Source organism: Micromonospora sp. WMMA1998, assembly GCF_027497375.1.
GTDB lineage: Bacteria > Actinomycetota > Actinomycetes > Mycobacteriales > Micromonosporaceae > Micromonospora > Micromonospora sediminicola.
The window spans coordinates 5,296,654-5,319,624 of record NZ_CP114911.1; the positions used below are offsets into that span (position 1 = coordinate 5,296,654).

The window sequence follows — 22,971 nt, forward strand, 5'->3', positions numbered from 1 at the left end:
TTCGAGATCTTGGTACGGAACGGCCCCTGGAGGCGCCTTTTCGTACCAAGATCTTCGTGGTTCTCGTGATGTGGACGCGCTGTTCCGCCAATTGGTACGGGGCTTCGGGGCCGGGTGGCTCGGGGGCTTCGGCGGGCGGTCGAAGGGCTGGGCTGGTGGTCAGGCGGGGCGGCGGGGCGGCAGGCCCAGGGCGGCGCGGACCTTGCCGGCCGTCCGGTCACCGGCGTGCGCCTCGGCGGCCCGGATCTCGCGGCGCAGCGCGGCGTTGCTCCCGGCCTCGGCCGCCAGCTTCCAGTGCCGCAACGCGACCTCGTGCTCGGCGAGCAGCGCGGTCATCGGCGCCTGCACGGCGGCCGGCCACCGCGTGCCCCGCAACTGCTCCGCGCAGGCGGCATTGGCGGCGGCGACCGCTCCGGCCCGCTCCCGCACCGTCCGCCACTCCCGACCGGCCTTCATCGCTTCCGCCAACTCGTCCCGCGCGATGTCGTACGGCGCGACCAGCGACAGGTAACGCCCCTTCGCCTCCTTGACGGTCAACGGCGCCGGCGTGCTCGGCGGGGCGCTCGACGGCGGCGGCAGGGCGACCTGTTCGGTCCCACCACCGCAGCCGGTGAGCAGCAGGGCCAAGACCAGGGCCGAAGGTGCGAGCCGAGGACGCACGGGGCCTCCCATCGGGCGATCGGGGCCCCGAGTGTAGGCCGCCCCGCCCCACCGCGCCGCCCGAGGCCGAGGTGGGCCAGGGGCGCCCTGGTGGTCCGGGTCAGCGGTTTCGGGGGTGGGGGAGCAGGCGCCAGTACTGGCGTTTTCCCTCGTCGCGCACCACGACGCCGAGCCGGGCCAGCTCCCCGTGCAGCTCCCGGGCCTCGTCGCCGTGGCCGCGGTCGACCGCCCGCTGCCGGGCCCGCAGTAGGGCGTCCGCGCCGGGTGGCAGCCCGGGCAACCCGGCCACCCACCGCCGGTAGGCGTCCCGGTGCGGGTCCTGCCCGATCCACGGCCAGCCCTGCCGGGTGAACGCCGCGCGCAGCCGCTCGGCGCTCAGGTCGGACGGCTCCCGGGCCAGTTCGCCCCCGGCGTCGTCCAGCAGGACCAACGCCCTGCCGTCGACGAACACGCCGGTGACCTCGGCCCGGGCGACGTCCCGGCCGTGCCCGTCGCGGTGCAGCCGCACCGACCGGTGGCCGACCGTCACGGTCAGCCGCTCCCGGGCCCCCAGGAACGCCAGCACCAGGCCGGCCAGCGCCGCCACACCCGCGCCGGCCGGGTACGCGCGCTGGTCCGGCCACCGGTCGAGCAGCTCGAACACGCCCTGGAAGGGGAACCAGGCCAGTCCGGCGATCCAGCCGGACACGGCGGTCAGCCCGGCGCCCAGTCCCGCCCCGAGCAGCGGGAACCCGACCCACATCAGCACCAGCTCGCCGGGCCCGCCGTCGACCACGACGACGTCGCCGGGTTCGCGGGCCGCCACGGTCAGGACACCTCTCGCCGCAGCGTGCGTACCAGCCCGGCGGTCAGCGGGAGGACCATCCAGACGGCCAGCGAGACACCGAGCCGACCCCACTGCCCGGCGGTCACGTCCGGGCCGAGCAGCGGCTCCATGGTGAGCGAGGTGTCCAGCCAGCCGGCCGGCTCCCGCAGCGCCTTGATCATCGCCGACAGCACGCTCCACACGGTGGGCAGCAGCAGGTAGGTGACGATCGCCAGCGGCGTGTTCAGCAGCAGCAGGCCGAATCCGGCGCCCATCAGCACGTTGGCCACCTGGAACACCGCCGCGTAGGGCAGCAGCTGCCAGTCGAACGTCCAGGCCCCGGCCCCGCCGGTGGCCCGGGCGGCGAGCGTGCCGACGGCGGCGACGGCCAGGCTGACCAGCACCGAGCCGAGCGCGGCCAGCACCACCGCGACGAGCTTGGCGGCGATCACCCGCTGGCGGCGGGGCACCAGCGCGAACGTGGTCAGCGCGGTGCGCTGCGACCACTCGCCGGTGATGGAGAGGATGCCCAGCACCGGCAGCAGCAGCCCCACCGGCAGCAGCGACGGGGTGAAGAAGGCGGTGAAGCTCTGGTCCGCCGGCTCGACGACGAAGAGCTGCACCACCACGATGCCGGCGGCGATCAGCCCGATCGTGACCAGCAGCCAGCGGCCGGCCCGGGTGTCGGCGAGCTTGCGCAGCTCCACCCCGGTCAGCCGGGCGAGTGAGGGACCGGAGACGACCGGATCGTGCCGGGGCGGGGCCGTGGTGGGGACGGTGGCGGTGGTCATCGGACGGACTCCTTGGTCGACGCGCCGGCGGTGAGGGTGAGGAAGAGCTGTTCCAGGCCGCCGGTGCCGGCCGGGCGCAGTTCGGTGAGGACCAGCCCGGCGTCGGCGGCCGCCTGGCCGACCTCCCCCGGCTCGGCCCGGACGACGAAGCCGCCGTCGGTGCCGGCGGTGGCCGGCAGCGCGGCCCGGTCCAGGGTGAGGCGCAGGGCGTGCTGGTCCCGGGCGCGGACCAGGGTGCCGGCCCCGGCCAGCAGCTCGTCCTTGCCGCCCTGGGCGACCACCGTGCCGCCGCCGATGACCACCAGCCGGTCGGCCACCGCCTCCACCTCGCGCAGCAGGTGGGAGGAGAGCAGCACCGTGCCGCCCCGGTCGGCGAAGTCGCGCAGCAGGCCGCGCATCCAGAAGATCCCCTCCGGGTCGAGGCCGTTGGCCGGCTCGTCCAGGATCAGCACCCGGGGGTCGCCCAGCAGCGCCAGCGCCAGGCCGAGCCGCTGCCGCATGCCCAGCGAGTACGCGCCGACCCGCCGTCGCGCGGCGGTCTCGTTCAGCCCGACCAGGTCCAGCTTCGCGGCGACCTGCCCCCGGTCCACGCCCATGGTGCGGGCGGCCAGGGTGAGCGTCTCCCGGCCGGTGCGCCCGGCGTGCTGGGCCGAGGCGTCGAGCAGGGCGCCGATCTCCCGCCCGGGGTTGGGCAGCTCACGGTAGGGCCGGCCGGCGACCGTGGCGCCGCCCGAGCTGGGCGGCGTCATCCCGCAGATCATGCGCATCGTGGTGGACTTGCCGGCGCCGTTCGGGCCGAGGAATCCGGTCACCGTGCCCGGTTCGCAGCGGAAGGTGACGTTCTCGACGGCGGTGTGCGGGCCGTACCGCTTGGTCAGGTGGTCGACTTGGATCATGCCGAGAAGCCTGCCGGGGCCACCCGGTGATCCGCTGCGGCCGGCGGTCGGCGCCGGCACCGACCGAGGTTCACCGCGGGCGTCGACTTTGGTAGCTGGCAGCCGGTCCGGACGGCTCCCTAGCATGGGGCAGGTGAGCAGCGCCGTCGTACCCGATCACCCCTGGCTCCTGCCGGGCTCCCTGGTGCCCGCCCGGGCCCCCCGGCGGACCCCGCGGGACTGGTTCGTCGACAGCCTGCTGTTCCTGGTCGCGTTGCTCTGGGTGCTGGTCGCGCACGAGGACGCGGTCAGCCGGGACCCCGAGTTCGCGCTCAACGTCGGGCCGGACTGGCTGATCGGGATCGACCTGCTCGCCGGTGTGCTGGCGACCGTCGCGCTCTGGCTGCGCCGCCGCTGGCCGGTCGGGCTGGCGGTGGCCACCGCGCCGCTGACGTTCTTCTCGGTCACCGCCGGGGCCGCGCTGCTGATCGTGCTGTTCACCGTGCTGGTGCACCGCCCGCTGCCGCTGGGGCTGACCCTGGTCGGCTGGAACGTCGTCACCTCGCTGCCCTACATCGCGCTCCGCCCCGACCCGGCCATGCCGCTCTGGGCCGCGATGGCCTGGACCGTGTTGTTCCTCGGCATCGTGGTGGCGTGGGCGCTGTTCGTCCGGGCCCGCCGCCAGCTCGTGCTGTCGCTGCGCGACCGGGCCGAGCGGGCCGAGGCCGAGCAACAGCTCCGGCTCGAGCAGGCCCGGCAGCTCGAACGCGGCCGGATCGCGCGGGAGATGCACGACGTGCTGGCCCACCGGATCTCCCTGCTCAGCCTGCACGCCGGGGCGCTGGAGTTCCGCCCGGACGCGCCGCCGGAGGAGGTGGCCCGGGCGGCCGGTGTGATCCGGGCCAGCGCGCACGCCGCGTTGCAGGACCTGCGCGAGGTGATCGGTGTGCTGCGGGCCGAGGTGAGCACCGACGCCACCCCGGAGCGGCCGCAGCCGACGCTCGGCGACGTGCCGGCGCTGGTGGCGGAGAGCCGGGACGCCGGGGTACGGGTCAGCGTGGTCGACGAGGTGACCGCACCGGCCGAGGTGCCGGCGGCGATCGGGCGCAGCGCGTACCGGATCGTGCAGGAGGGGCTGACCAACGCGCGCAAGCACGCGCCCGGTGCGGTGGTGACCGTCCGGCTGGCCGGTGGCCCCGGCGACGGACTGGCGGTGGAGATCCGCAACCCCTGGCCGGTGGGCGGGCCGGTCACCGCGATCCCCGGCACCGGCACCGGGCTGGTCGGCGTCGCCGAGCGGGTCACGCTGGCCGGCGGACGCCTCGACCACGGCCGGGACGCCGACGGCGACTTCCGGCTGACCGCCTGGCTGCCCTGGGCGGTGGCCCCGTGAGCGCGAGGAGTGAGCCGGGTCTGCGAGCCCCGCAGTCGCGATCAGGGAGAGCCTCGTGACCGGGTCGGTGCGGGTGCTGATCGTGGACGACGACCCGCTGGTGCGGGGCGCCCTGTCGATGATCCTCGGCGGCGTGCCCGACCTGACGGTGGTCGGCGAGGCCACCGACGGGGCGGAGGTGCCGGCGGCCGTCGCCGCCCACGCGCCGGACGTGGTGCTGATGGACATCCGGATGCCCCGGGTGGACGGGCTGGCCGCCACCGAGGCGCTGCGCGCCACCGCGCAACCGCCCGAGGTGCTGGTGCTGACCACGTTCGACGCGGACGAGCAGGTGCTGCGCGCGTTGCGCGCCGGGGCGAGCGGCTTCCTGCTCAAGGACACCCCGCCGGCGGAGATCGTGGCCGCGGTGCGCCGGGTCGCGGCCGGGGAGGCGACGCTGTCCCCGGCGGTGACCCGCAAGCTGATCGCGCACGTGACCGCCGCCGCGCCGATGCCCGGGCCGGATCCGGAGCGGGACCGGGCGGTACGGCTGCTGGACGGGCTGTCGGAGCGGGAACGGGAGGTCGCGCTGCTGCTCGGCCGGGGTCGCACGAACGCGGAGATCTCCGCCGAGCTGTTCATGAGCGTGGCGACGGTGAAGGCGTACGTGTCGCGGTTGCTGACCAAGCTCGACCTGAACAACCGGGTGCAGGTGGCGTTGCTGGTCCAGGACGCCGACCTGGTCTGACAGCGGTCTCCGCATACCGTCGCGCGGGATTGAACTGTCGCCGTTTCCGGGCCGTACCAGTGGTCGAGGATGTGGTGCGGCCGGTCCGCCGCACCGCTGCCGAGCTGCGGGAGGCCTGCCGTGCGAGTTGGTGAGCAGTCGACGGATCCCATCGACCAGATCCTGGGCGAGGTGCCGATGCCGGCGCCGTTGACCCCGGAGGACGTCCGCCTCGCGGTCCGGGCGGTGGTGGTGCACGCCGCCGAGGAGTGGCCCGCGGGGCCGAAGTGCCGCAACGACGGGGCGGCGTTCCCCTGCCGGTTGCACCGTTGGGGGCGCCGGGTGCTGGAGACGCACGGCCTCAACGAGCGTCAGATCGACGCGCTGATCCGGCACGGCAATCCGTTCGTGCACGTACCGTTCCCGTTCGTGCTGGGCGGGCCGTCGGCCCGACCGGCCGCCGGTCAGCCCGCCCGGCCGGGCGCCCCGGGCCAGCCGGCCCGGTCCGCCGCCCCGGTCGCGCGGGGTCCGGTCCCACGGGTCGCCGCGCCGCCGGTGCGGCCCGGTCCGCGACCCGTCGCCGGGCGGCCCGCCCCGGTCGCCCGGCCGCGTTGGCCCCGGGCGAGCTGACGCCCGTCCCTCGGGTCGCGACGTGGCGTCGGCCGCGCCGTACCGGGGTCACGGCGGCGGCGGCCCGGCGCGGGGAGCCCCCACCCCCGCGTCGGGCCGCCGCCGTCCGGGTCAGTTGACCGCGCAGTCCGGTGCCGACCAGTCGGTGGTGTTCGCCGTCTTGTCCTTGGTGTTCTCCCGGCGCGAGTCCACGTGGGTGTGGTCGTCGTGGTCCGGGTAGCCGGGGCCGTAGATGCCGCTGAAGCCCTGGTCCCGGGCCGAGCGGGCGATCTCGCAGAGGGTCCGGTCCCGCGAGGTCAGGTCGGCCGCGTTGCCGTAGAGGTGCTGGCTGTCCGCGGCGCCGCCGACCTGCTTGTTGCAGGCGATGCTGCGGAACCCGCTGGAGACGTAGAGCGGCTTGTCGCCGAGGCTGCGCCGCAGCGCCTCCAGCTTCCACATGGTGCGTACCGCGTTCTCCCGGGTGGCGGACGACGAGAGCGGGCCCCCGCTCCACCCGCCCTTGCCGCAGCCGTTGTCCAGCTCGCTGTAGCTGAAGTGTTTCGGCGTGCAGTCGTTGTCCTGGAGGTCGTAGATCTTGGCGAAGGTCTGCGGTCCGGCCACGCCGTCGGCGCGCAGACCGTACGCGGACTGGAAGCGCTTGACCGCGGCGGCCGTCTCCGGGCCGTACTTCCCGTCGATCCGGACGACGCCGGCGTATCCGGCCCAGCCGGCCACCCGGATCTGGAGCTGCCGGACGTCCGCGCCGGAGCGTCCCTGCGACAGGGTGCGGGGCCAGGTGTAGCAGCCGTCGGCGTGGGCCGCCGGTGCGGCGACGACCGTCGCGACGGCGGCCCCGGGCAGGGCCAGCGCGAACGCGACGGCCGCCCGCTTCAGGGTGTTGACGCGCACAGAGTCCTCCCGATGAGAGCGGAACTGGGGTTGGGACGGGGCACATCGACCGCTACGTCCCGTCCTATTCACCGTGACAGCCGACGGGAGTCTTCGTGGTGATTAGCGGAAATTGTTCTCACATTCGATTGTTGCTGGGCATTGCCTGTGAATAGTGGCGTTTGCGAATCGGACGGTCGGGCACCATCCGCGCGCGGGGTGACACCGAGGGTGATGTCGCCTGTCGGACGGGAGCGGTAACGTCTGCTGCCGGGCCCGGACCGACCCGGGCGGCGACCCTCGCGGGCGGGGAGGTGGGCGTTGGCGCGTGGCGGCGTGTTCTGCGTCGAGGGGCAGTGGCACCGTGACCTCAACGAGCGGGGTTCGGTCCTGCCCACCCTCGACCTGCTCGAACGGCTGGGCCGGATCCGCTACATCCACAAGGACGCCGCCACCCGCGACGAGCTGTTCTACTTCCTCGACCGGTGGCTGCTCAAGCAGTACGCGGACCACCGGGTCGGCTTCTTCGCCATGCACGGCGAACCGAGCCGGCTCTGCCTCACCGACTGGGACTCGGTGGAGCTGTCCGACGTGGCCGAGCGGATGGCCGGCCGCTGCGAGGGGCGCCGCCTCTACTTCGGCAGCTGCTCGGTGCTGCGCGCCTCGGACGCCGCGCTGCGCGGCTTCCTCGACGTCACCGGGGCGGCGCTGGTCTGCGGCTTCACCCGCGAGGTCGACTGGGTCGAGTCGGCCGCCTTCGAGACCGTGCTGCTCGACGTGCTGGCCAACGGGCAGCGGCACAACGCCGCCGAGCTGCGGATGGGCTCGGCGCACTGGGCGCCGCTCGCCGCGTACCTCGGTTTCCGGGTGATCTACGCCAACGGCCGCGCCTGGCGGCCGACCGCGCGGCCCCGCGTGCCGGAGCAGGTCTCCCCGCGACGGGCCGCCGGCCGCCCGCGCTGAGATCCGGCCGCCGGCCTGGTAGAACCGAGTAATGCCACGCAGCATCGCGCGCAACACCCGGGTCGACCGGGACGCCCTGACCGAGTTCCTCCGCCCCCGGCACCGCGTCGTGCTGATGACGACCCGCTCCGACGGCCGCCCCCAGTCCTCCCCGGTCTCCTGCGGCGTCGACGCCGAGGGTCGGCTGGTCATCTCCACCTACCCGGAGCGGGCCAAGGTGGCCAACATCCGCCGCGATCCGCGCGTCTCGGCGTGCGTGCTCTCCGACGACTGGGACGGCCCGTGGGTGCAGGTGGACGGCACGGCCGAGGTGCTCGACCTGCCCGAGGCGCTGGATCCGCTGGTGGACTACTTCCGCAGCATCTCCGGCGAGCACCCGGACTGGGACGAGTACCGGGCGGCCATGGTGAAGCAGGGCAAGTCGCTGATCCGGGTCACGATCTCCTCCTGGGGTCCGATCGCCACCGGCGGCTTCCCGGCCCGGCTGGCCGACTGATCAGTACGCGGCGGTGAACCGCGCGTTGCCGAACCTCGGGTTCTCGATCTCGTCGACGATCGCCACCGCCAGGTCCTCGTAGGTGAGCACCGAGCGTCCCTGCGCGTCGGTCACCGGGTGGTCGGTGCCGGTGCGGTAGTGCCCGGTCCGCTCGCCCGGATGGAACTCCAGCGGCGGCGGGGAGACGTACGTCCAGGTCACCCCGTCGGCGCTGGAGCGGTAGAACTCCAGGGCGTCGGCCTGGCCCTCGGCCGAGTCGCGGTAGTCGGCCGGGAAGTCCGGCTCGTCCAGGTAGCGGGTGCCCTTCGGGGTGAGCAGCGTCGCGCCGCCGCCGACGTGGATCACCCGGGGCGGGTCCGGCAGCTCGCGCAGCGTGTCGACGAGCGTCCGCGCGGCGTCGCGCCACAGCGCGCGTTCCCCACCGCCGATGGCCACCACCAGCACGTCCGCCTCCTCGGCCAGCTCGCGTACGCTCCGCGCCGAGGTGGCGTCGCCGGTGACCGTGCGGACGCCGGGCGGCAGGTAGCCGACGGCCTCGGGGCGGCGTACCGCCGCGGTGACCCGGTGCCCCCGCTCGACCGCCTCGGCGGCGATCCGGGAGCCCGCCGTCCCGCCGGCGCCGAACACGACGATGTCGCTCATGCCTCACAGGCTAGGCAGCGGGCCGCCGGGCGGGTGCCGTTCCGCCGAACCGGTCAGTCGACGAGCGCCGAGTAGACGAGCTGGCGCAACTGGCCGCGCAGCGGGTAGGTGCTCGACGGCATGAGCTGGGTGAACAGCAGCGCGGTGACCTCTTCCACCGGGTCCACCCAGAACGCGGTGCTGGCCATGCCGCCCCAGTAGTACTCGCCCACGCTGCTGGGCACCCGCGACGGCACCGGGTCCAGCACCACGGCGAAGCCCAGCCCGAAGCCGATCCCGTCGAGGACGGTCTCGCTGAACCCCTCCGGGGAGAACGAGGCCAGGTCCCGGCCGCCGGGCAGGTGGTTGCGGGTCATGAAGCGCAGCGTGCGGGGGCCGAGCAGGCGCACCCCGTCCAGCTCGCCGCCGCGCAGCAGGAACTGGGTGAAGCGGTGGTAGTCGGCGGCGGTGGAGACCAGACCGCCGCCGCCGGAGTGCCAGCTCGGCTCGGCCAGCGCGGCCCGGCCGATCCCGTCGGCGCGTACCGCCTGGCCGGTCGCCGGGTGCGGGGCGTAGAGGGCGGCCAGCCGCTTGGCGTCCGCCGCGTCGACCCACCAGCGGGTGTCGGTCATCCCGAGCGGGCGCAGGATCCGCTCGGCGAAGAACGCGTCCAGGGACTGCCCGGAGACCACCTCGACCAGGCGGCCCAGCACATCGGTGGAGACGCCGTAGTTCCAGCTCGTGCCGGGCTGGAACAGCAGCGGCAGGCGGGCCAGGCCGGCCGAGGCCGCGGCGAGGTCCGCGCCGGCCGGCACGCCCAGGTCGAAACCCGCCGCCCGGTAGAGGCCGTCGACCACCGAGACCTGGGCGAAGCCGTACGTCAGGCCGGCGGTGTGGGTGAGCAGGTGCCAGATCCGGATCGGCTCGGTCGCCGGCACGGTGTAGGGCTTGAGCACGGAGCCCTTGTCGTAGACCCGGACGTCGGCGAACTCCGGCAGCCAGCGGCTGACCGGGTCGTTGAGCTCGAACCGGCCCTCTTCCCAGAGCATCATCGCGGCGACCGAGGTGATCGGCTTGGTCATCGAGTAGATGCGCCAGAGCGTGTCCGCCTCGACCGGCGTGCCGGCCTCCCGGTCGCGCAGACCGTAGGTGGCCGAGTGGGCGATCTCGCCGCGCCGGGTGACGACGATCTGCCAGCCGGCGAGCCGGCCGTCGTCCACGTAGCGGGCGAAGTGCTCGTCGATCCGCGCCAGCCGGGCGGGGTCGAAGCCGACACGGTCGGGCTCGGTGCTCACTGCGACACTCACGACGCGAACCTACCGGCCGGTACGGCGGGCGGGAAGTGTCGGCCGCCCACACTAGTGTCGGCGGCATGCCCGAACCGGTCGAGGACGTCACCTACCGCCAGCAGGACTGGTACGCGGAAGACCTGGTCGACCGCCACTTCGTGCGCTGCGAGTTCTTCGACGTCGACCTGACCGAGGCGGTCAGCCGGGGCGCGGTCTTCACCGAGTGCGTCTTCGGCTCCGTGGCGTTCAACGCCTCCCGGCACACCGACTCGGCGTTCACCCGGTGCTCCTTCACCCGGTGCAACCTGTTCGAAGCCGAGTTCACCGGCTGCAAGCTGGTCGGCAGCACCTTCGACCGCTGCGACCTGCGCCCGCTGCGGGTCGACCGGGGTGACTGGTCCTTCGTCGCGCTGCCCGGCGCCGACCTGCGCGGCGCGCGGGTCACCGACGTACGGATGCGCGAGGCCGACCTGACCGGGGCCGACCTGACCGGCGCGGTGCTCACCGGCGTCGACCTCTCCGGCGCCCAGTTGCACGCGGTCAAGTTGACCCGCGCCGACCTGCGGGGCAGTGACCTGTCCGCGCTCGACCCGACCGCGGTGGAGCGGGCCGGCGCGCGGATCGACGTCGAGCAGGCGGTGCTGCTGGCCCAGGCGCTCGGCTTCCAGGTTGGCTGAGTCCGCCCGGAAAAGTTGCCGCGACCTGTCAGGTCTGCCGGACAGACTGGCCCCATGACGTGGTGGTCCGACCTCATGGCGTCCGAACCCGACTTCGCGGCGCGGGTGCGCGCCCGCTTCGCCGTCCGCAAGCACGGCACGATGGCGACGCTGCGGCGCGACGGCTCGCCCCGGATCAGCGGCACCGAGTTCGACTTCGGTGACGACGGGCAGCTCCGGCTGGGCAGCATGGCCGGCGCGGTGAAGGCCCTCGACCTGCGGCGCGACCCCCGGGTGGCAGTGCACAGCCCGACCGAGGACACGTCGCCGGACGATCCGTCCGCCTGGGGCGGGGACGCGAAGATCACGGGCCGGGCGCACGAGGAGCCGCCGGCCGAGGACGGCTCGCACCGGTTCCGGATCGAGGTGACCGAGGTGGTGCTGACCCGGGTCGGGGAGCCCCCGGACCACCTGGTGATCGAGAGCTGGCACCCCGACCGTGGGCTCCGCCGGCGCGAGCGGCGCTGACCCGGCCCCGATCACCCACCACCTCGGGGAATTGGCGGCAACCGGTCCGTTCGGAAGGGGCCACCCCGCCGGAACGGCGGCGCGCGCGCGGCGACTGTCGGGAAATTGGCCTGGGTCGACGGCTTCTCGACGATCGAGGGGTGTGTCATCCTGCCCTGCGGCGAGCCACGGTGACGGCCGCCGGCGCGGTGGCCGAGGGAGGGTCCGTGGCCGAGGACGAACTCACGCAGTCCGGAATTCGGGTCGGCGGCTGGCTGCCCGCCGTACCGGACGGGCCGGCCGGCACGCCGCCGGCGCCCGCCGGGCCCCGCCGCCTGCCCGGCGATCCGGACCTCCCCGTGGGCCCACCGGCCGGTCCGGAACTCCCGACGGCGGAGCACGCGGGTGACGCGCCTGTGGTCGACGCGGTGCCGGCGCATCCCGCCGTCGGCGGCTCCCCGCTGGTCGGGCCCGTACCGACCGCACCGGTACCGACCGGACCCGTACCGACCGCACCCGTACCGACCGGACCGGTACCGACCGGGCCCGGACCAGTCGGTCCGGGGCCCGCCCGGTCGTCGGCCGGCGACGGCGACGGCGGCGGCGGCCTCGCGACCCGGCGCGAGCCGGTGTCGCCCCACCTCGACGGGGCGTGGGACGGGAGAACGCCGGGTCGGCACTCGGCGCCGGAGAGTCTCCGCGCCCGGCTCGCCGACCTGGCCGGCCCGCTCACCGCCCGGGTGCGGGCGTGGTCCGCCGGGCTGCCCGAGGCCGCGCGTCCCGGGCCGGCGTCGGCGCCCGACCAGCCGGCCACCCGGGTGGCCGCGGCCCGCGCCCGGCGGCGACGCCGACGGGTCGTCCTCACCACCGCCGCGCTGACCGTGACGGTGGTGGCGCTGGCGTACACGGCGCGGTCGCCGGAGCCACCGGCCGGACGGCGTCCGGCCCCGCCCGCGGCGGCGCCCACCGCGCCGACCCCGGCCCCGACCGCGGCGCCCCCCACCGTGGTGCCGGACACCGGCGGTCCGGCCCTGCCCGGTGGGCCGCTGCTCGACCTGGACCAGGAACCGGTGCCCCCGTCGGTGTCGCTCAGCCTGCTCGGGACCCGGGACTGGCGGCACTGGGGCGGCACCGGCGCGGAGAGCGTGCAGCGCAAGCAACGCGGCACCGGCGAGATCGAGGATCCGGGCGGTGACCGGCTGGAGCACAACGCCGGGGTCGCCGACCTCAACTGGACCGACGGCACGCCCACCGCGCGGCAGGAGGGGACCCGGGCGGGTGTCTTCCAGCGAGGCGCCGGGAAGGCCTTCACGCTCGCCGTGGCCGGCAGCGGGGACCTGCGGACCGTGCGGCTGTTCGTCGGCGCGTTCTCGGCCGGGGCGCGGCTCGACGTGTCGCTTCCCGGCGGCCACGACCCGGCCGTCCGGGAGGTGGCGCTGGCCCGGGGTGACCGCTTCTACCAGTACGTGGTGCACTTCCGGGCGCCCCGCGGCCAGCGGTTGCTGATCACCTGGCGGGCGCTCACGGTGACCGGTGGGCAGAACGACGGGGTGTCGCTGGAAGCGATCACGGTAAGCTGAGCGACCGCGCGGCCGGCTCGTGGCGGGTCCGGACCGCTACCGCTTGGTAACGAACTGGAAACGCCCGTCGGCCCACATATGGCGCAAAGGGCCGTCCGGTGACACCGTGAAGCCCGTCGCGCTCCGGTCGCCCCTCGACGGCGCCGGGTGACCGAAGCGGAGGGTGTGTGGGCGAGGAGGATCGTTCGCGAACCGGCCCCGGCTCGCACCGTGAGGGCCGCCCGAACACCCGGTCCGCGCTGCGCCGGCTGCGGCGCCGGCGACGGCTGGCGCTGGAGGGCCTGGCCGCGTTCCTCTGCCTGGCCGCGCTGGTGGCCTACCTGGGCACCGAGCACCACGACACACCCCGCGAGGAGAGCGCGGCGCTGCCGGTGGCGCCGACCGGCCGGGTCGGGCTGCCGAGCGAGGCAGACGGCGCGGTCGCCACCCCCGGCCTGCGGCCCCGACAGCGGCCGCCGTCGCCGAGCCCGTCGCCGTCCACGGTGGCCCCGTCCCCGGTGGCCCCCACGCTCGCGGTCAGCCGTGCCGAGGTGCCGGCCACCGTCGACCTCAGCGCCGTCGGCGCCGTCGACTGGGTCCACTGGGGACTGCTCGGTGCCGACCGGACGGTGCGCAAGCGGGGTGGCTCCGGCGCGATCCGGGACGAGGGCGGCCGGGGGCGGCGGGAGAGCTACAGCAACAACCCGGAGGAGTACGCGTGGCGCGACGGCGTGCCGGTCGGGTCGGCCAGCGGCACCATGTCGGGCGTCTACACCTGCGACCGGGGCAGCGGCTTCGCCCTGGCCGTGGCCGGCGACGGGCAGCCGCGCACCGTGCACCTCTACGCCGGGCTGTGGATGGCCCGGGGCCGGCTCGACGTCCGGGTCGCCGGCGGCCCCGTCAGCACGGTCCGGATGGAGGATCCGCACACCGCGCTCACCGCCGACTTCACCATCCGGTTCCGGGCTCCGCGCGGCGCGAAACTGCTGCTGACCTGGACCGTGGAGGAGTCGCTCGGCCAGTGCGGGAACGTCAGTCTCCAGGCCGCCGCGCTGCGCTGATCGACGATCGCCGGGTGCCCGGCCCGGGCCGGCGGTACCGTGGGCCGGACCAGCCCGAACGATCTCCGGAGCGACCGATGACCACCAGCGAGCAGGTGCGCGACAGTCCCGAGGGGTGGGTCGCCGACCACATCCGGCGCTATGTGGAGACCGGCGGTGCGGAGGGGCACGAGTGGCGGCCCGGGGTGTTCACCTTGCTGCTGACCACCCGGGGCCGGCGCTCCGGTGACCTGCGGCGCACCGCCCTGATCTACGGCCGGGACGGCGACGCGTACCTGGTGGTCGCCTCGCGCGGCGGATCGCCGCGGCATCCGGCCTGGTATCTGAACCTCCTCGCCGACCCCGAGGTCACGGTGCAGGTCGGCCCGGACACCTTCCGGGCCCGGGCGCGCACCGCCACGCCGCCGGAGAAGCCGCGCCTGTGGCGTGCCATGACCTCCGTCTGGCCGGCGTACGACGAGTACCAGACGAAGACCGACCGGGAGATCCCGGTGGTGGTGCTGGAGCGGATCTGACCGCGCTTACCCGCCGGGTAATCGACCGGGCGCGGACGCCCGCGCAGAATCGGTGGCACCTGCCGCGTCGCGAGACCGGCGCCGTCACCGGGGAGGAACCATGCCTGCGTTCGCGCTCGCCAGCCTGCGTCCCGCGCAGCTCAACGAGGAGATCCTGGAATACATCGAGAAGGTGCAGTCGACCTTCGCGCCGTTCGGCGGGCGGTTCCGGGTGCACGGCGCCGAGCCCGAGGTCCTGGAGGGCAAGTGGCCGGGCACCGTGGTGATCGTCGAGTTCCCGGACGTCGAGCGGGCCCGCGCCTGGTACGCGTCCCCGGCGTACCAGGAGATCCTGCCGCTGCGGACCCGGAACATCGAGGGGGAGACGATCATCATCGACGGGGTCGGCCCGGACTACGACGCGGCCCGCACCGCCGCCCGCATGCGGGCCGCCCGCGGCTGAACCGCCGGGACAGTTTGTCCGTCGCGTCGGGGGCGGGGCGTCGTACGTTTTCGACGTCCCGCCCGACCATCCTCAGTGGAGGAACGACCGATGAGCCGCCCCGCGCCCGTGGCCCCCGCCCGCCCGTCCCCCGACGGCGGCGTGCTGCGGGAGATCCCGCTGCCGCCGTACGTGACGGTCGAGGACGTCCAGTTCGCGGTGCGGGCGGTGGTGGTGCACGCGCCCCGGTCCTGGTCGGGCGGGACGATCTGCCGCAACGACGCCAGCCCGCACCCGTGCCGCCTGCACAGCTGGGGCCGCCGGGTGCTCGCCCTGCGCGGCCTGCCGCCGGCCGAGATCGACGCGCTGGTCGAGCGGGGCGACCCCACCGCCGCCCCGCGCCCCTTCCGGCCGGGGGCCTGAGCGCCCGGGCCGCCGGTCAGCAGAGGGCCGGCTTGACCCAGGAGCACTCCCGCCCCTCCGGCACCCGGGGTGAGTCCGGCGCGGTCGGCACCGTCATCCGGGCCGTGGCCGCCCCCTTCTCGGTGTAGGTGGCCAGCGCGATCGCGATCTGGTCCTCCAGCCCCTTGACCGACGAGGTCAGGTAGTTGTTGAGCACGATCGAGAAGGCCAGCAGCCGGCCGTCGGCGTCGGTGACGTAGCCGGAGAGGCCGGACGCGCCGGTCAGGCTGCCGGTCTTGGCGTGCACGTTGTCCGCGGCGGCGGTGCCGACCATCCGGCTGCGCAGCGTCCCACCGACGAAGCGGTCCGGGTTGCCGGCGACCGGCAGGGCGGCGTACCAGGTGTCGAACCAGGGCTCGGCGCGGACCGCCGACAGCAGCGTGACGAACTGGGCCGGCGGGACGAGGTTGCGCCGGGACAGCCCGGAGCCGTCGCGCTGGCGCAGCGTCCCGGTGTCCACCCCGGCGTCCCCGGCGTACTCACCGATGGCGGACAGGCCGGCGGACCAGGTGCCCGAGCCGGAGAGGACCCGGCCCAGCTCCTTGGTGAGCACCTCGGCGTGCCCGTTGTTGGAGAGCTTGAGGAACGGCACCATGAGGTCGGCCAGTGGCATCGAGTCGTGCCGGGCCAGCGGCCGGGCGGTGTCCGGGGTAGCCGCGCCGAGCACGGTCCGGCCGAGCACCCGTACGCCGTGCCGGCGCAGCGCGGACCGGAAGACGTCGGCGGCGTAGCCGGTCGGCTCCCAGACCGTCACCCAGTCGCTCTCGGTGGCCTCACCGACAGCGATCTGCCCGGTCACCACCACGGTGTTGCCGCCGTGCTCGCGCTCGATGGAGATGGTCGTCTCGCCCTCGGCGACGGTCTGGGCCCGGTTGTCGACGCGCAGCCAGCCGTTGTCCGGGGTCATCGAGATCTTCGGCCGGGAGCCGGCCCGCGCCCCGGGCTCGGCGTGGACGATCACCGTGCCGGCGTCGTAGTCGGTGTCCGGGGCCACGGTCAGCGCGGACACCTGCGCGGCGTAGTAGTAGGGCTCGTCGTCCCAGGTCCAGTCCGGGCCGAGCCGGCTGCGGTCGTAGCGGGTGTCGTCGGCGACCAGGTCGCCGGTCACCACCCGGACGCCCGCCGCGGCGACCTGCTCGGCGAGCTGGTCGTAGTCCGCCGCCAGCATCGTCGGGTCGCCCCCGCCACGCAGGTAGAGGTCACCGGAGAGCAGCCCGGCGCGACGCGGCCCGTCGGTGCTGACGTCGGTGGTGAAGCGGTGCCCGGGGCCGAGCAGATCCATCGCGGCGGTCGAGGTGAGCAGCTTGGTGTTCGAGGCGGGGACGAGCCGCCGCTGCCCGTTGCGGTCGTAGAGGGTGCGGCCGGTGGCGGCGTCGACCACGACCACGCCGGCCTGGGCGCCGTCGAGTCGACTGTCGGCGAGGATCGCGTCGATGGTCGCGTGCAGCCGGGTCTGCGCGGGGGTGGGCGCTTCGGCCGTGGCGGTGGTGGGGCCGGCGGCGGCCGCGGTGGCGACCAGCACCGACACCGCGAGCGCCCGAGTGAAGAGACGGCGATGCATGTGTCGATGCTGCCATGGAGTTTTCCTGCGGGAAAGCCTCCGCGGCGAAAGGTTATTGCCAACCGCCGGCGCCGCCTCAGGGGCGCGTTGTGGCCACCCGCTCCGCCGGTCCCGGACCGTCCGCTCCCCGGCGCAGGATCAGCGGCGCGACCAGGGCGGCGAGCGCGCCGCCCAGCAGCGGGAACACGATGAACACCCAGAGCTGGCGCAGCGCGGTGCCGCCCTGGAACAGGGCCGGACCGAAGGATCGGGCCGGGTTGACCGAGGTGCCGTCCAGGGTGAGGCCGACCAGGTGCGCGGCGGCCAGCGCGAGACCGATCGGGACCCCGGCGAACGCGGCGTGCTCACCGCGGCCGGTCACCACCAGCACCACCAGGACGAAGAGGAACGTCAGCACCGTCTCCAGCACGGCGGCGCCGCCCAGGTTGATGTGCGCGCCGTACCCGTTGGTGCCGAGCGCGCCGGTCTGGTCGACCACGTCACCCCAGCGGGTGAGTGCCCAGATCACGAACGCGGCGACGGTGGCGCCGGCGAACTGGGCGATCCAGTACGCCACCGCACCCACCGGGGAGATCTTCCCGGAGAGCAGCACACCCAACGTGACGGCCGGATTGATGTGACTGCCGGAGAGCGGCCCCATCGTGTACACCAGCGCCAGCATGGTGAACCCGAAGGCCAGGGCGACCACCACCACGCCGCCCTGGACCCGGGCGAAGACGGCGCTGCCCACGCCGAAGAAGATCAGCAGCAGCGAGCCGAGGAACTCGGCGACGTACCTGCGCGGGTCGTCCATGCCCCGAGCTTATGGATCCGCCGGCCCTCGGGAGGAGAAAACCCCTGTTCACGCGGACCGCAGCCGATCCGCCGACTCCATTTGACGGATCCCCGTCCAGAGGGCACCGTGGGTGGGGAGGGGCCGTGTACCGCCCCCGCTTCCGTGCGGCGAACGGTGGTTCGCCCACTTCCGGGTCGCGAGCCGACCGCGTGGGCCGTGTCGCCCGCGAATCCCGAAACCCAGCCATGAGGAGTTCCGCCATGCTGACCATGACCGACAACGCCGTCCTGGTGATCCGGGACCTCGCCGCCCAGCAGGACGTCGCCGACGCGGGCGGGCTGCGCATCGCCGCCGACACCGAAGCCGGCGCGCTCTCCATCGAGCTGGTCCCGGAGCCCGTGCAGGGCGACCAGGTGGTGGACACCCAGGGGGCCCGGATCTTCCTCGACTCCGATGCCGCCGAACTGCTCAACGACACCTCGGTCGACGCGGTCGTCGACGAGGAGGGCGTCGTCCAGTTCGGTTTCACCGAGCAGGAGTGACTCAACCGGCGCGGCGGGCCTCCCCGCCGCGCTGCCGGCCGGCGCGTCCCCGCTCCGGGGCGTCCCGGCCGGCCCACCGCGACCCCTCGCGCCGCTCCCGATCCGGCCCGGCGAGCGCGGCCAGCACGTGCGCCAGGTGGTGCGACGTGCTCCAGGCGATCCAGTTGGCCGCGGAACCCGCGCCCGCGCCACGCCGGGCCCGGCGCAGGATCTCGTGGTCGCCCCAGGAGAAGCCGGCCCCGGCCGCCGGCCAGTGCGGGGCGGCCACCAGCGTCCGGCACAGGTCGGCGAAGCGCTCGTCGCCCCGCCCGCCCCGCCGCGACCAGCGGTAGACCCACCACGCGTCCTCCGCCGTCCACCGCACCGTCGGGAGCCGGTCGCCGGGGGCGTCCGCCCCGCGCACCGCACAGCCCACGCCGTAGTCGCCGTAACCCAGGCGGAGGTCGGCCAGGCGCTGCCAGAGCAGCCAGTCGTAGCGCTCCAGCCGCACCGGCTCGTCGGTGGGGAACCGGGACAGCGCCGGTGGCATCCCGCCCGCCGCCACGGTCACCGAGCGCCAGGCGTGCCGCCGCGCCCACTCGGCCGCGCGGCGCACCCGCGGCTCGGCCAGCCGGACGTCGGCGGGGCAGCACACGTCCCCCGCGTCCAGCAGCAGGTCGCACTGCTCCGGCATCAGCCCGGTCGACCGCCACACCCGCTCCACCGCCGCGGTGGTGGCGTCCGGGCCGGCCCGGTCCGGGCCGGTCCGCAGCCGGACCACGGCCCGCCGCGCCCAGGCCCGGGCCGCGACGCCGTGGGCGGCGAGCCGTCGGTCACTCTCCGCGAGGCCGATCACCGGCACCAGCGGTACGCCCCAGCGCACCGGATCGTGTTCCGGGGCGTCCGGCAGCGCCGACACGTCGACGGCCGGCAGCAGTCCGGTGGGAAGTCGACCGAGAGCCTCCGGTGTGGACGGATCGTCGGGCGGGACGTCGACGACCGGGGCGAGCAGCGCCGCGGCGGCGTCGTCGAGGTGGGCCAGGGCCTCCAGTTCACCCCGCCGGCCGGCCAGCACCGGGCGGTAGACCGGGTCCGGCCGTCGACCTCCGGGTGCGGGCACCATAATTCAATGTAGCGGGGCGATTGCTCTCCGTCACCAGAATCTGGCCCCGCCGCCGGTCGGCGGCCTCCGCCGGGCAGACGCCGCCGGGGCCGGACGCGGACCCCGCCGCGTTCCGGCCCCGACACCCGGTCGCCGGTCAGTCGTCGTCGCCGTGGTCGTCGTGCCGGTCGTCCCGGCCCCGGCTGTCGTCCCGGCCCCCGTCGTCGTCCCAAACCCGGCTGTCGTCCCGGCTCCCGTCGTCGTCCCGGCCCCGGCTGTCGTCCCGGCTCTGGTCGTCGGCGCCGGCCCGCTCCCGCTCGACCTCCAGCACGGCGCCGGTGCCCCGGTCGACCTTCACCTCGTGCCGCCAGCCGTCCCGGTCCACCTTGACGCTCCACGCCGGACGGCCGTGCTCGGTCTCCGCCTCGACCTCGATGACCCGGCCGCCGCCGGTCCGGGCCAGGGCCACCTCGGCCGCGCGCTGCCGGCTCACCGCGCCGCCGGTCGCCGCACCGGTCGCGTCGTCGTCCACCCCGCGTCGGGCCGGGTCGTCCCCGCCGACGGCGCCCTGGCCGGCGGTGGCGTCGTCGTCCACCCCCTGCCGCTCCGGGTTGTCCTCGCCGGACGCGCCAGTCCCGGTCGTGTCGTCGGCTCCCGGCCGGGTCGGGTTGTCCTCGACCGTCACGGCCGCCGGCGCGGTCGGCCCGCCCGACCGCTCGGCGGCGGTCACGCCGAGCGCCGCGCCGGCCACCGCCAGCACCGCCACGCCACCGGCCGCCGCCAACACCAGGGAAGTTCGTCGCATGTCGCCACCTCTCCTCGATTCCTGGCGTCGAGACTGCGCCCCGGACAGTCGCCGTCGCGCTAGCCGAGGGACAACGCCGGGTTAAGGCGGAGAGACCGGGCCGGCGGGGGAAAAGCGGTTGCCGGGTGACCGGCCGGGGGGATGAATGGGCGGGTGCACGAGACCCTGGAGTTTCCCGCGCTGCTGCGGCTGATCGACGAACGGTCGGCGGCCTTCCGCGCCGCGGTGGCCGCCGCGCCCGACCTCGACCTGCGGGTTCCGACGTGTCCGAGGTGGTCGCTGTTCGACCTGGCGCGGCACCTGGGGGAGGGGCGTCGCTCCTGGGCCGCGACCGTCGCCGCGGGACCGGACGCCCCGGGCCGGATCACCCCGGAAGGGCCGGCCGCGCCCCGGGAGCGCGAGGCCCTTCTGGCCTGGCTGGCGGACTCGTCGCGGCACCTCGTGGACGCGTTGCGCGACGCCGGCCCGGACCGGCGCTGCTGGACGTGGTGGGGCACGTCGCAGTCACCACAGACCTGTGGCGCCGTCGCCCGGCACCAGCTCCAGGAGATCGCCGTGCACACCTACGACGCCCAACTCGCCGTGGGCGCGCCCCGGCCGCTGCCGGACGACGTGGCGCTCGACGGCGTCGAGGAGTTCCTCTCCACCTGCTGCACGACGACGGCCGGCTGGCCGCACGGGCCCGCCGCGGTCGACTACCACGCCACCGAGGGCCGCTCCTGGCGGCAGCAGCTCGCCGCGCACGGCGTACGCGCCGACCGCCTGCCCGGACCCACCGACGCGGGCGCGGCCGACGTCTCCGCCCGGGGTACGGCCGGCGAACTGGTCCTGGCCTTCTACGGCCGGATTTCGATGGACTCGCTCGACCTCGAGGGCGACCGCGGCCTCTTCGACCTGCTCGACGAGTGGGAGCCCGAGTAGGCGGTGTCAGCGCGGTGCCACGACGCCGAGCGTGAGCGCCAGCCGGGCGCCACCATCGGGCCCGGCCGACAGCTCCAGGCGGCCGCCGCCGGCCCGGGCGGCCCGCTCGGCGATGTCCAGCCCGAGACCGGTCGACCCGGCCCCGCTGGCGCCCCTGCGCAGCGAGCCCGGGGGCAGGCCCGGGCCGGCGTCGGTCACGGTGAGCGTCACCTCGTCCGCCCGCTCCGCGAGCCGTACCTCGAACGGGGTGCCGTCCGGGGTGTGGGCGAAGACGTTGCCCAGCAACGCGTCCACCGCGGCGGCCAGCTCGTCCCCGCCGATCCGGACCGGCATCGGGCCGGGCGCGAGGTCGACCGTCAGCGTCCGCCCGGTGTCCTCCGCGAGCACCGACCAGAACGTCACCCGTTCGCCGACCACGGCCGCCGCGTCACAGTTGCCGCCGGCGGACGCCGTGCTGCGCCATCGGGCCTGCCGGATCACCCCGGTCACGGCCCGCTCCAGGCCGTCCACGGCGGCGGTCAGCCGGGCCGCGTCGTCCGGATCCCGCAGCGTCTCGGCCTCCAGCCGCAGGGCGGTCAGCGGGGTACGCAGCCGGTGCGACAGGTCGGCCACCTGCTCGCGTTCCTCGCGCAACAGGACCTGGATCCGTCCGGCGAGGTGGTTCAGCGCGCCCGCTACCTCCCGCAGCTCGGGCGGGCCGGCCGGCTCGACGCGGGCGTCGAGTTCGGCGTTGGCGAGCCGGTGGGAGACGGCCGACAGCGCGGAGATCGGCCGCACCAGGGTGCCGGCCAGCCGGTCCGCGACGACGAGGCCGACCAGCACCAGGAGCGCGCCGAGCAGCGCCAGCACCAGCCAGGCGCGGGTGACCCCGGCGGTCAGCTCACCCCGGGGCACCACGGTGCGGATCACCCCGGTCCCCTCCGGGCGGCCCTGGACCGCGACGACCACCTCCCGCCCGGCGGCGGACTCGACGGTCAGGCTCTCGCCCCGGGCGGCCAGCTCGACCGTCGGGGTGCGTCGGGCCGGCGCGCCGAGCACGGTGCCGTCGGCCAGGAAGACGCTCACGTCGCGGCCGGTGTCGGCACCCAGCTGGTCCACAGTGGATTCAATCGTCGCCGGATCGGCCGTGCCGACCAGCGGGACCAGGCGCTGGACGTCCGCGGCCGCGCGGGTGGTCGCCCGGTCCGCGGCGACGGTGCGCACCAGGACGGCCAGCGGCACCAGGAACGCGATCATGACGAGCACGCCGACCGCCGCGACCAGCAGCGTCAGGCGACCCCTCACCGGTCGGATCCCGGCACGTCGAGCCGCACCCCGACCCCGCGTACGGTGTGCAGGTAACGCGGCCGCTGGGCGCTCTCGCCCAGCTTGCGGCGCAGCCAGGACAGGTGCACGTCGACCGTCTTGTCCGCCCCGCCGTACGGGATCCGCCAGACCTCGGTCAGCAGCTCCCGCTTGGTGACCACCTGTCCCGGCCGGCCGGCGAGGTGGTGCAGCAGGTCGAACTCGCGCGGCGTCAGCTCGACCGGCGCGCCGTCCAGCGTGACCCGACGACCCCGCGGGTCGATCCGCAGCCCGCCGACCACCAGCGCCGCCTCCGCCGCGTCCCCGACGGCCGAACGCCGCAGCACCGCGCGTATCCGCGCGTCGAGTTGCGCGGCGGTGAACGGCTTCACCAGGTAGTCGTCCGCGCCCGCGTCGAGCAGGCGGACGATGCCGGCCTCGTCGTCGCGGGCGGTCGCCACCACGACCGGCACCGCGCTGACCGCCCGCAGCATGCGCAGCATCTCGGCACCGTCCAGATCGGGCAGACCCAGGTCGAGCACGACCAGGTCGGGCCGGTCGTCCAGGGCGTCGCGCAGCCCGTCCAGGGCGGTCGACGCGGCCGCGACCGCGTGCCCGTACTCGCGCAGGGCGCGCAGCAGCGGGGTGCGGATGGTCAGGTCGTCCTCGACGAGCAGCAGGCGCGCCACGAAGGCAGGTTAGCCCCCGGACGGGCCGGGGACGGC

At 75.2% G+C, this 22,971-nt stretch carries 27 protein-coding genes; 14 read left to right on the forward strand and 13 right to left on the reverse strand.

Annotation, left to right across the window (positions count from 1 at the left end):
- Window positions 1-159: 159 nt before the first annotated feature.
- The 4 genes from O7600_RS24575 to O7600_RS24590 form a co-directional block, all read right to left on the reverse strand.
- A complete protein-coding gene (locus O7600_RS24575; RefSeq protein WP_281590847.1) occupies window positions 160-660 on the reverse strand; it encodes a hypothetical protein in 501 nt (166 codons plus the stop codon).
- Between the two features lie 100 nt (window positions 661-760).
- Complete coding sequence (locus tag O7600_RS24580; protein ID WP_281590848.1) at window positions 761-1,465, reverse strand: hypothetical protein; 705 nt, start codon at window positions 1,463-1,465, stop codon at window positions 761-763.
- Window positions 1,466-1,467: 2 nt separating this feature from the next.
- The gene (locus tag O7600_RS24585; protein ID WP_281590849.1) at window positions 1,468-2,256 is read right to left on the reverse strand and encodes an ABC transporter permease; all 789 of its coding nucleotides are present in this window, start codon (window positions 2,254-2,256) and stop codon (window positions 1,468-1,470) included.
- The gene (locus O7600_RS24590) at window positions 2,253-3,152 is read right to left on the reverse strand and encodes an ATP-binding cassette domain-containing protein (RefSeq protein WP_281590850.1); all 900 of its coding nucleotides are present in this window, start codon (window positions 3,150-3,152) and stop codon (window positions 2,253-2,255) included. Before O7600_RS24590 ends, O7600_RS24585 begins: the two co-directional genes overlap by 4 nt.
- A 133-nt stretch (window positions 3,153-3,285) precedes the next feature.
- Here O7600_RS24590 and O7600_RS24595 point away from each other — a divergent pair, with 133 nt between their 5' ends.
- The 3 genes from O7600_RS24595 to O7600_RS24605 all read left to right on the forward strand — a co-directional run bounded on the left by O7600_RS24595 (window position 3,286) and on the right by O7600_RS24605 (window position 5,860).
- On the forward strand, window positions 3,286-4,524 hold the full coding sequence (locus tag O7600_RS24595; RefSeq protein WP_281590851.1) for a histidine kinase: 1,239 nt from the start codon (window positions 3,286-3,288) through the stop codon (window positions 4,522-4,524).
- Between the two features lie 55 nt (window positions 4,525-4,579).
- On the forward strand, window positions 4,580-5,251 hold the full coding sequence (locus O7600_RS24600; protein ID WP_281590852.1) for a response regulator transcription factor: 672 nt from the start codon (window positions 4,580-4,582) through the stop codon (window positions 5,249-5,251).
- Between the two features lie 120 nt (window positions 5,252-5,371).
- Window positions 5,372-5,860: a hypothetical protein gene (locus tag O7600_RS24605; protein ID WP_281590853.1), complete on the forward strand. Its 489-nt coding sequence runs from the start codon at window positions 5,372-5,374 to the stop codon at window positions 5,858-5,860.
- Window positions 5,861-5,971: 111 nt separating this feature from the next.
- Here the strand turns inward: O7600_RS24605 and O7600_RS24610 are convergent, their stop codons facing one another.
- A complete protein-coding gene (locus O7600_RS24610) occupies window positions 5,972-6,748 on the reverse strand; it encodes a D-Ala-D-Ala carboxypeptidase family metallohydrolase (protein ID WP_281590854.1) in 777 nt (258 codons plus the stop codon).
- Between the two features lie 300 nt (window positions 6,749-7,048).
- Here O7600_RS24610 and O7600_RS24615 point away from each other — a divergent pair, with 300 nt between their 5' ends.
- Together O7600_RS24615 and O7600_RS24620 are read left to right on the forward strand one after the other, a co-directional pair.
- Window positions 7,049-7,690 carry a hypothetical protein gene (locus tag O7600_RS24615; protein WP_281590855.1) on the forward strand — a complete coding sequence of 214 codons (642 nt, stop codon included), beginning with the start codon at window positions 7,049-7,051 and terminating at the stop codon, window positions 7,688-7,690.
- 31 nt (window positions 7,691-7,721) lie between these two features.
- Window positions 7,722-8,186, forward strand: a complete 465-nt coding sequence (locus tag O7600_RS24620; protein ID WP_281590856.1) for a PPOX class F420-dependent oxidoreductase — start codon at window positions 7,722-7,724, stop codon at window positions 8,184-8,186.
- Here O7600_RS24620 and O7600_RS24625 read toward each other — a convergent pair whose 3' ends face one another.
- Together O7600_RS24625 and O7600_RS24630 are read right to left on the reverse strand one after the other, a co-directional pair.
- A complete protein-coding gene (locus tag O7600_RS24625) occupies window positions 8,187-8,828 on the reverse strand; it encodes an NAD(P)H-binding protein (protein ID WP_281590857.1) in 642 nt (213 codons plus the stop codon).
- A gap of 53 nt (window positions 8,829-8,881) precedes the next feature.
- A complete protein-coding gene (locus O7600_RS24630; RefSeq protein WP_281590858.1) occupies window positions 8,882-10,114 on the reverse strand; it encodes a serine hydrolase domain-containing protein in 1,233 nt (410 codons plus the stop codon).
- Between the two features lie 65 nt (window positions 10,115-10,179).
- Here O7600_RS24630 and O7600_RS24635 point away from each other — a divergent pair, with 65 nt between their 5' ends.
- The 7 genes from O7600_RS24635 (at window position 10,180) to O7600_RS24665 (ending at window position 15,238) form a co-directional block, all read left to right on the forward strand.
- On the forward strand, window positions 10,180-10,773 hold the full coding sequence (locus O7600_RS24635) for a pentapeptide repeat-containing protein (RefSeq protein WP_281590859.1): 594 nt from the start codon (window positions 10,180-10,182) through the stop codon (window positions 10,771-10,773).
- A gap of 54 nt (window positions 10,774-10,827) precedes the next feature.
- Window positions 10,828-11,280, forward strand: coding sequence for a pyridoxamine 5'-phosphate oxidase family protein (locus tag O7600_RS24640; protein ID WP_281590860.1), 453 nt, complete (start codon window positions 10,828-10,830; stop codon window positions 11,278-11,280).
- 206 nt (window positions 11,281-11,486) lie between these two features.
- Complete coding sequence (locus tag O7600_RS24645; protein ID WP_281590861.1) at window positions 11,487-12,839, forward strand: hypothetical protein; 1,353 nt, start codon at window positions 11,487-11,489, stop codon at window positions 12,837-12,839.
- Between the two features lie 167 nt (window positions 12,840-13,006).
- The gene (locus O7600_RS24650; protein WP_281590862.1) at window positions 13,007-13,879 is read left to right on the forward strand and encodes a hypothetical protein; all 873 of its coding nucleotides are present in this window, start codon (window positions 13,007-13,009) and stop codon (window positions 13,877-13,879) included.
- Window positions 13,880-13,956: 77 nt separating this feature from the next.
- Entirely contained in the window at window positions 13,957-14,394 is a 438-nt protein-coding gene (locus tag O7600_RS24655) for a nitroreductase family deazaflavin-dependent oxidoreductase (protein WP_281590863.1), read from the forward strand.
- Between the two features lie 100 nt (window positions 14,395-14,494).
- Window positions 14,495-14,836: a DUF1330 domain-containing protein gene (locus O7600_RS24660; protein WP_281590864.1), complete on the forward strand. Its 342-nt coding sequence runs from the start codon at window positions 14,495-14,497 to the stop codon at window positions 14,834-14,836.
- A gap of 90 nt (window positions 14,837-14,926) precedes the next feature.
- On the forward strand, window positions 14,927-15,238 hold the full coding sequence (locus O7600_RS24665) for a hypothetical protein (RefSeq protein WP_281590865.1): 312 nt from the start codon (window positions 14,927-14,929) through the stop codon (window positions 15,236-15,238).
- Between the two features lie 16 nt (window positions 15,239-15,254).
- On the opposite strand, the gene dacB is transcribed toward O7600_RS24665, so the two are convergent.
- Window positions 15,255-16,838: a D-alanyl-D-alanine carboxypeptidase/D-alanyl-D-alanine-endopeptidase gene (dacB, locus tag O7600_RS24670; RefSeq protein ID WP_281590866.1), complete on the reverse strand. Its 1,584-nt coding sequence runs from the start codon at window positions 16,836-16,838 to the stop codon at window positions 15,255-15,257.
- 76 nt (window positions 16,839-16,914) lie between these two features.
- Window positions 16,915-17,631: an aquaporin gene (locus O7600_RS24675; RefSeq protein ID WP_281590867.1), complete on the reverse strand. Its 717-nt coding sequence runs from the start codon at window positions 17,629-17,631 to the stop codon at window positions 16,915-16,917.
- A gap of 242 nt (window positions 17,632-17,873) precedes the next feature.
- Here O7600_RS24675 and O7600_RS24680 point away from each other — a divergent pair, with 242 nt between their 5' ends.
- Window positions 17,874-18,155 carry an iron-sulfur cluster biosynthesis family protein gene (locus tag O7600_RS24680; protein WP_091581101.1) on the forward strand — a complete coding sequence of 94 codons (282 nt, stop codon included), beginning with the start codon at window positions 17,874-17,876 and terminating at the stop codon, window positions 18,153-18,155.
- Window position 18,156: 1 nt separating this feature from the next.
- Here the strand turns inward: O7600_RS24680 and O7600_RS24685 are convergent, their stop codons facing one another.
- Both O7600_RS24685 and O7600_RS24690 read right to left on the reverse strand, forming a co-directional pair.
- Complete coding sequence (locus O7600_RS24685) at window positions 18,157-19,257, reverse strand: hypothetical protein (RefSeq protein WP_281590868.1); 1,101 nt, start codon at window positions 19,255-19,257, stop codon at window positions 18,157-18,159.
- A gap of 136 nt (window positions 19,258-19,393) precedes the next feature.
- Window positions 19,394-20,041, reverse strand: coding sequence for a PepSY domain-containing protein (locus O7600_RS24690; RefSeq protein ID WP_281590869.1), 648 nt, complete (start codon window positions 20,039-20,041; stop codon window positions 19,394-19,396).
- Window positions 20,042-20,194: 153 nt separating this feature from the next.
- Here O7600_RS24690 and O7600_RS24695 point away from each other — a divergent pair, with 153 nt between their 5' ends.
- Entirely contained in the window at window positions 20,195-20,962 is a 768-nt protein-coding gene (locus O7600_RS24695; protein ID WP_281590870.1) for a maleylpyruvate isomerase family mycothiol-dependent enzyme, read from the forward strand.
- Between the two features lie 6 nt (window positions 20,963-20,968).
- On the opposite strand, the gene O7600_RS24700 is transcribed toward O7600_RS24695, so the two are convergent.
- Window positions 20,969-22,246: a HAMP domain-containing sensor histidine kinase gene (locus O7600_RS24700; RefSeq protein ID WP_281590871.1), complete on the reverse strand. Its 1,278-nt coding sequence runs from the start codon at window positions 22,244-22,246 to the stop codon at window positions 20,969-20,971.
- Window positions 22,243-22,935: a response regulator transcription factor gene (locus tag O7600_RS24705; protein WP_281590872.1), complete on the reverse strand. Its 693-nt coding sequence runs from the start codon at window positions 22,933-22,935 to the stop codon at window positions 22,243-22,245. The genes O7600_RS24700 and O7600_RS24705 overlap by 4 nt, the downstream gene beginning before the upstream one ends.
- Window positions 22,936-22,971 lie beyond the last annotated feature (36 nt).

Excerpts from the sequence above, each read along its gene's own strand:
- O7600_RS24685 (WP_281590868.1), bottom strand. The coding sequence starts at position 19,257 with ATGGTGCCCGCACCCGGAGGTCGACGGCCGGACCCGGTCTACCGCCCG.
- O7600_RS24675 (WP_281590867.1), bottom strand. The coding sequence starts at position 17,631 with ATGGACGACCCGCGCAGGTACGTCGCCGAGTTCCTCGGCTCGCTGCTG.
- O7600_RS24585 (WP_281590849.1), bottom strand. The coding sequence starts at position 2,256 with ATGACCACCGCCACCGTCCCCACCACGGCCCCGCCCCGGCACGATCCG.
- O7600_RS24620 (WP_281590856.1), top strand. The coding sequence starts at position 7,722 with ATGCCACGCAGCATCGCGCGCAACACCCGGGTCGACCGGGACGCCCTG.
- O7600_RS24660 (WP_281590864.1), top strand. The coding sequence starts at position 14,495 with ATGCCTGCGTTCGCGCTCGCCAGCCTGCGTCCCGCGCAGCTCAACGAG.
- dacB (WP_281590866.1), bottom strand. The coding sequence starts at position 16,838 with ATGCATCGCCGTCTCTTCACTCGGGCGCTCGCGGTGTCGGTGCTGGTC.
- O7600_RS24625 (WP_281590857.1), bottom strand. The coding sequence starts at position 8,828 with ATGAGCGACATCGTCGTGTTCGGCGCCGGCGGGACGGCGGGCTCCCGG.
- O7600_RS24640 (WP_281590860.1), top strand. The coding sequence starts at position 10,828 with ATGACGTGGTGGTCCGACCTCATGGCGTCCGAACCCGACTTCGCGGCG.
- O7600_RS24665 (WP_281590865.1), top strand. The coding sequence starts at position 14,927 with ATGAGCCGCCCCGCGCCCGTGGCCCCCGCCCGCCCGTCCCCCGACGGC.
- O7600_RS24590 (WP_281590850.1), bottom strand. The coding sequence starts at position 3,152 with ATGATCCAAGTCGACCACCTGACCAAGCGGTACGGCCCGCACACCGCC.
- O7600_RS24635 (WP_281590859.1), top strand. The coding sequence starts at position 10,180 with ATGCCCGAACCGGTCGAGGACGTCACCTACCGCCAGCAGGACTGGTAC.
- O7600_RS24655 (WP_281590863.1), top strand. The coding sequence starts at position 13,957 with ATGACCACCAGCGAGCAGGTGCGCGACAGTCCCGAGGGGTGGGTCGCC.
- O7600_RS24690 (WP_281590869.1), bottom strand. The coding sequence starts at position 20,041 with ATGCGACGAACTTCCCTGGTGTTGGCGGCGGCCGGTGGCGTGGCGGTG.
- O7600_RS24680 (WP_091581101.1), top strand. The coding sequence starts at position 17,874 with ATGCTGACCATGACCGACAACGCCGTCCTGGTGATCCGGGACCTCGCC.